This window comes from Tenacibaculum caenipelagi (assembly GCF_004363005.1).
Classification (GTDB): Bacteria; Bacteroidota; Bacteroidia; order Flavobacteriales; family Flavobacteriaceae; genus Polaribacter; species Polaribacter caenipelagi.
Genome location: NZ_SNYH01000003.1, coordinates 452,914 through 459,598, shown reverse-complemented (window position 1 = coordinate 459,598; position 6,685 = coordinate 452,914). Strand labels below are relative to the sequence as shown.

5 protein-coding genes are annotated in these 6,685 nt (G+C 30.5%); all 5 read right to left on the bottom strand.

What is annotated here, in order from left to right:
• The coding region (locus DFQ07_RS08760; protein WP_133535923.1) for a YncE family protein at positions 1 to 2,399 on the bottom strand (2,399 nt) is incomplete at its 3' end.
• 50 nt (positions 2,400 to 2,449) lie between these two features.
• Positions 2,450 to 3,298: an ABC transporter permease gene (locus DFQ07_RS08755; protein WP_133535921.1), complete on the bottom strand. Its 849-nt coding sequence runs from the start codon at positions 3,296 to 3,298 to the stop codon at positions 2,450 to 2,452.
• Between the two features lie 10 nt (positions 3,299 to 3,308).
• The gene (locus DFQ07_RS08750) at positions 3,309 to 4,205 is read right to left on the bottom strand and encodes an ABC transporter ATP-binding protein (RefSeq protein WP_133535919.1); all 897 of its coding nucleotides are present in this window, start codon (positions 4,203 to 4,205) and stop codon (positions 3,309 to 3,311) included.
• A gap of 125 nt (positions 4,206 to 4,330) precedes the next feature.
• Positions 4,331 to 5,029 carry a response regulator transcription factor gene (locus DFQ07_RS08745; protein ID WP_133535917.1) on the bottom strand — a complete coding sequence of 233 codons (699 nt, stop codon included), beginning with the start codon at positions 5,027 to 5,029 and terminating at the stop codon, positions 4,331 to 4,333.
• 11 nt (positions 5,030 to 5,040) lie between these two features.
• Entirely contained in the window at positions 5,041 to 6,609 is a 1,569-nt protein-coding gene (locus tag DFQ07_RS08740; protein ID WP_133535916.1) for a sensor histidine kinase, read from the bottom strand.
• Positions 6,610 to 6,685 lie beyond the last annotated feature (76 nt).

The following is a 6,685-nucleotide window of genomic DNA, read 5'->3' as shown; positions in this document are numbered from 1 at the left end:
ATCGTAATTTCTATTTTATTACTATCAGGATTATCTTGGTCATCCACAGATTTGATATTGACAATTAATGCATGATTGGATTCTTTGACAAAAAACGTATTATACCCGATGCAAGGAGTATTTATATTAGGGTATTTTCTGTAAGCTTCAACTTTATATTCACCAGCTGTATTTGCATCATAAGTAGCAGATGTTTCGCCAGAAATTAGAACACCATTTAAGTACCATTTATAACTATCTGTAGTATTTCCTGTATCGGCATTTAAAGCTACTGTATGTGGTTGTGGGCTTAATCTTGGATTGTCTACACACAATATGATATTATCGAGACTTCCTTGTGGAACAGGGATTTTTTCTACAAAAATCTTAAAATTACCAATAGCTTCACAAGACGTTGCTCCTTTATTTGAAATTCTTACATAGACATCAGAATTATTGGTAAATAAATCATCTTCATACGGAGGTAGAATTTGATTTACTTGTAAAGAAGCATCCTCAGCGGTTCTATAATATTGAAAATCATGAGTGTTTTCAGATAAAGCTCCAGATGAATTATTAATTATTTGTTGAGTTTTGAAAGAGAAATCAAAAAAACTATTACCAGATCCAACACTAAATTTTGCATCAGGGTTTGCAACATTTTGATCTAATTCGCAGATATGTTCATCAGTGTAGGAAGTTAACCCTGTTGGGTTTACTTGTAAGTCGATAATTTCAGTTTGATAACAATGAGTAGTATTGTTAGTTACTTTAACTATTAATGAATGGTTGGTCGCTACTGAATTTGTATAATTGGTTTTGCTTAGTGGTGAGGTGAAATTAATATCTGAAGTTTCAAAAAAGTCTATAGAAACATCTGTAGGGTTACTAATTAACGAACTCTCAAGTTGTTCAAGATTGAATGTTGTGTATCCATCGAAAGGAAGGGAGTCAAAATCACATTGAATATATGGAGGGATTTTATTGATTGTTGGCTTAGGAACAAAGGTAATTTGTACCTTTCCTACATACGTTTTTTTACAATATGAGGTTGATTCTATTTTGATTTCATATAAACCACTTCCAAAATTTGTATTATCAACGGTTAATACTCTTGTATTAGCGATTTCTGTTCCATCTTTATACCATGTATAGGTGTCGCTAGGGTTGTTTTTTTCTGGTTGAATTTCATAAGTTTCTCCTATACAGAACACCTGATTACTATTGTTTAAAACTTCACTGGTAGCAAGGTTAATTAATTTAACAGGCGCAAAAAATGATTGAATGAAAGGAGGTAAACCTTGTGAAGACCTTGCTCCTCCTAAGTTAAGAGCATTAGGAGTATATTGGATGTTTGCAGCATTTTCTTCAGGATTTTCTATAGCTCCTAAATAAGTTTTATCAGGAATTGAAGTATATATTTTTCCGTCTGAAGCTAACTGTAAAGCTCCTCTATACCCAGACCCACTCCAAATTTGATTTTTGGTTTGTGTTATGTTAGGATCTAATAAATCGAATTGAAGAATGTTAAAAGTAAGTGGAAGTTTAAATGTTGATACATATAATTTTGAAGATTGTTGAGAAAATTCAACACCATAAGGAACTCCATCAGATGAAGGATTAGTTAGAATAGTTCCAGACGAAGTAATTCTTCCTGTTGTATTGTCAAAGTCATATAAAATTAAACGACCATTACCTAAAGTTCTACCAGCTGTAAAATCAGCTAAAGCTACCTTTGTACCATCAGGAGATACTTTTAAATAGCCTCTTTTATCAAAAAGAGTATATGACGATGATGAGATAACAGGGGTGGTATAATCTACTCCATTTTTATCAATTTTATAGGCATAAAAAGTATTTTCTACAATAGACAAAACCCAAATTTCTGTACAGTCTTTCCCTTGAACTGCAGTAACTTTTTCAGACCATTCAAAACTTCTTCTCTTAGCAAGATCAACAGGGCCAGAAATTATTTCACCTCCATTTCCTTTAGAAATATCAATGGTATAAAAATTAAAACCAGGATTTTCTGGATATACATCACCTACATAATCAGTTCCAACTGTAAAAATATAGTAGATATTTTTATCTTCAGGATTTGGGACTATTAATCCTGATTGTGTACTAGATGGATTTCCTTGTAAATCGTTTGCAATTCTTCCATCAGAATACCTCATTAATTCATGATTTTTTGTCCAAACTTTAATTCCGTCAGAATAAAACAAAAGGTTTCCATTTTCATCAGAAATGGTAGAACAACCTTCATCGGTATTTAATTTGCTATCAGTTAATGCAGTAGGAGCAGAGGTGTTAAAATCTATTCCAGCATTTCTTCCAAAATACCAAACATTAGCCTCTTTTTGGCTATAAAGAGAAATAGAAATTGCAATAAAAAGGACAAATAGTAGTTGTTTTTTCATCTAAATAACATTTGCTGTGTAAATAAAACAACTAAAGTAGGTAAAACCCCCTATAAATCTCGTTTTTTTAACAAAGCATATGATGAATAAATAAAAATGGCTGTCCAAATTAATACAATTGCAATATCGAATAGACTAACAGAGTAATCTTTAACAAAATTTTCTCCTATTTGATTGGCAACTGATTTAACAGCTCCTAGTCTGGTAAAAGGCTCTTTAATTAAGTTAGCCATAGACTCTAATGGAAAAAACTGCATAATAGAATTTACGGCTTCATCAACTCCGGTTTTTACATTTCTAAATGTCCAATATAAATACCCTTTAAGTAAACTCTCGACAATTAACCACACTATCATGGCAGCTACAGCAAAAGCTGAGCGTTTGATAAGAATACCTAGAAATAATCCAAAAGAAAAGAACCCTAAAAGTTTTATAAAGAAAGCAAAAAGGTAATCTAAATCTGAAAGTATGATAGAAATTTCATTAAAGTCAGAATAAATAGCGCCGAGAATTAAAGAAACCATAAAAACAAAAACTGTAGAAATAAGTGCAAATGCTATAACCGTATAAAACTTAGATAGAACAAATTCTTTTTTACTTAACCCGTCAATTAAATTTTGTTTTAAAGTTTTGTAACTATACTCGTTTGCCATCATTGAAACAATAACTAATAACAAGAAGAATTTAAAAATGGCAGCAATATAAGTATTGAAATGCCAGATATAAGGGAAGTTAAAAATACCTTGTTCTGCAAGGTGAAATTTTATGGGGCCAATATCAAACTTAATAGCAGCTATTAACGCAATTGATGTTAATAAAGCAAAGTAGATAATAGAAAGAACTTTACTTGCTCTGTTGTATTTTAATTTATGTAACTCTATATTTAAAAGTCGTAGCATGGTAGTTGTATTATTTGTTGTTGGTAAGGTCTAAAAATTGTTGTTCTAAGCTAGGTTTACGTTTTACTAAATGTGAGAGTGAAACTCCATTGTCAAATAAAAACTTATTAATTTCAGAAGCAGATAATTCAGAGGCAAGGTTTGCAATTAAAACACCATTTTCGTTATTAATAGTACCTATTGAAGAGTGGTTTTCTAAAAGCTTTATGAGTTTATTTTGGTTATCAGCTTGCAATTCAAAGAAACCGTTTGAAGCAGTCATTTCGTCAACTCTACCACTGTATAATTTTATACCATTTCTAATTACCACAACATGTGAACATACCTTTTCTACTTCATCAAGTAGGTGAGAGGCTAATAAAATAGTAGTTCCGTTTTTAGCTATATCTTTAATAATTTGACGAATTTCATGAATTCCTTGTGGGTCTAATCCATTCGTAGGTTCGTCTAAAATTAAAATTTCTGGATCGTTTAATAGTGCGGAAGCAATAGCTAAACGTTGCTTCATCCCTAAAGAATAGGTTCTAAACTTACTATTTCTACGATCGTAAAGATTTACAGTTTTTAGTTTTTCTTCTATTTTATCGTATGAAACACCTTTTATCTTACAAATAAGTTGTAGGTTTTGTACAGCGCTCATATATGGATAAAAATTAGGGCGTTCAATAATGGCTCCCACTTTTTTCAAAGCTTCATGAGTAGATAACCTACCATTAAACCAGCTAAAATTACCAGAGGTTTTGTTTACTACGTTTAAGATAATACCAAGTGTGGTAGATTTTCCACTCCCGTTAGGTCCTAAAATCCCATAAACATTTCCTTTTTGAATATCAAAAGATAGATTGTTTACAGCATGAACTTTTCCGTATTTTTTATCGAGGTTTTGTATAGATAAAATTGTTTCCAAGCTTTCGTTTTTTGTTGATTATATGTATTTGACGATTGATTCAAAGTATTGTTACAATGTATAAAAAAGAAAAGACTTCCTAAATTTAGGAAGTCTTTAATATTCTTAAAAAAATGTAAGCTTAATTATTTGTGATCAATTAATCTAAATCCTTCACCATGTATATTCAATATCTCTACATTTTCATCACTTTTTAAGTATTTACGAAGTTTAGCGATATAAACATCCATACTACGAGAGGTAAAGTAATTGTCGTCTCTCCATATTTTTGTTAAAGCTAATTCACGAGGCATTAAGTCATTTTTATGAATAGCTAACATTCGTAATAACTTACTTTCTTTAGGTGATAATTTTTGAGTTTCACCACCTTTGTATGATAAGTGACGTAGTTTTGAGTTAAAGTCAAATCCCCCGATTTTGAATTCAAACTCATCACTATCATTAGTTTTTTCAGTTTCTTTGCGCTGTAAGATGGCTTTGATTTTGTGTAACAAAACTTCAGAATCGAAAGGTTTGTTTAAATAGTCATCAGCGCCAACCTGATATCCTTTTAAAACATCTTCTTTTAAGGTTTTAGCGGTTAAGAAAATAATTGGAATCTCTTTATTGGTTGATCGAATGTCTTCAGCCAATGAAAAACCATCTTTACGAGGCATCATAACATCTAAAATACACAAGTCATACTCTGCATTTTTAAACATGATTAAACCGTCTATTCCATCTTTAGCGTGTGTAACGTTATAATCGTTAAGTGCTAAATAATCTTTAAGAACTGTTCCAAAATTTGGATCATCTTCTACTAATAATATTTTTTTACTCCCCATCCCTTATATTTTTATATTAATGGTAATTTAACTGTAAATATGCTTCCTTTGCCTTTTTCACTCTCAACATAAATGGTACCTTGGTGGCTATCTATTATTTCTTTTACATAGGCTAAGCCTAATCCATGACCTTTTACATTGTGTATGTTTCCTTTGTGTTCTCTATAAAATTTATCAAACACATATTTTTGAGCGTTTCTACTCATTCCTATACCTTCATCTTTTATTTTAAAAATGAAGTATTTATTCGTGCTTTCAGTAAACACATCAATTTTTGGTGTATTCTCTGAATATTTTAATGCGTTTTCTAACATGTTGACAACAACATTAGTTAGGTGAAACTGATTTCCTAGAACTTCAGTTGAAATAGCTTGAAAATGTGTTGTAACACTTCCTTTTCTATCATCAATCAATAGTTGAATGTGCTCAATAGCTTCTTCAATAATATCATGCATATCGACAGCATCTTTACTAATTTCAATCTGATTTTTTTCTAATCTTGAAATTCGTAATACATTTTCTACTTGACCATGCATGCGTTTATTTTCATCGCGAATCATTTGCACATAACGTTTTACTTTTTCTTCATCTGATATGATTTTTGGGTTTTTAATAGCATCTAAAGCTAGGTTAATAGTAGCAATAGGTGTTTTAAACTCGTGTGTCATATTGTTAATGAAATCTGTTTTTATCTCAGATATCTTTTTCTGACGAATCAACTGATATAAAGATGTAGAAAATGCAGCAATAATAATTCCTATAAAGAATAAGGAAAGAATCAGTATTTTCATCATTCCCGATAACAAGTTTTTTCGCTCGTTAGGAAACTTTACATACAGTTTATATTTACTATTACCATCTTCATCTTCAAGTAAAGGATAGTTAATGTCTTCTGGTTGTATGTTAAAGTACCCTGATTTTAACTGTGTTGCTAATCCATCTTCGTAAACAACATACTTAAAGTCTTGAGTAATATTCATTTTACTAAACTCTTCCCTAAGTGTATTGTTCAATTCTTTATTGCTTATACGCTGGTTTATTGGGATAAAAATACTCTTACTTTGACGAAAGGCATGTTGTAATGCCTCATTATTCCAACTAGGGTAGGTTTTAAAAAGAGAATAACGATTTTCATTTAAATATGCTTTAAAATCTTTGTTTTCAGATTTTATAATTTGTGAAAAGTATATGTCTTCTTTACCTGAATATCGTTTTATGACAATAGAATCATTATCGACAAAGTCACCAGGAATTTTTATACTCTCCTCTAAAATGGTATTACCAAAGGTGAATTTTTTTTTACTAACGGTATCAACTTGTTGAAAAAGAAACGTTGTTATTTCAGCATCGGTTCTTAATTGGTTGTTTTCAAAGAACTCCTTGTAATTTTGCGCAAACTCTTGGTATTCTCTATCTTTAATACTTTCAGAAGTACGAGCTAACGCAATAGTTACATTATTTTTAAATTGTTGTTGTTTATTTTTGATAGCGTCTTTTATCCAATACACTTGAACAGAAATAATTCCGATTAAAGAAATACTCATTAAAACAACAATGAGAATAAAGATTTTCTTACCCATTAACCAAAAATAAATTAATAAAATTTAGGGGTGCAATGTTTTAACTTAGATTAACAAAGTTACTGTAAAATTAAGA

What these genes read in the sequence shown, in the direction of transcription:
- DFQ07_RS08755 (WP_133535921.1), bottom strand. Translation starts at nt 3,298, where the DNA reads ATGCTACGACTTTTAAATATAGAGTTACATAAATTAAAATACAACAGA.
- DFQ07_RS08740 (WP_133535916.1), bottom strand. Translation starts at nt 6,609, where the DNA reads ATGGGTAAGAAAATCTTTATTCTCATTGTTGTTTTAATGAGTATTTCT.
- DFQ07_RS08745 (WP_133535917.1), bottom strand. Translation starts at nt 5,029, where the DNA reads ATGGGGAGTAAAAAAATATTATTAGTAGAAGATGATCCAAATTTTGGA.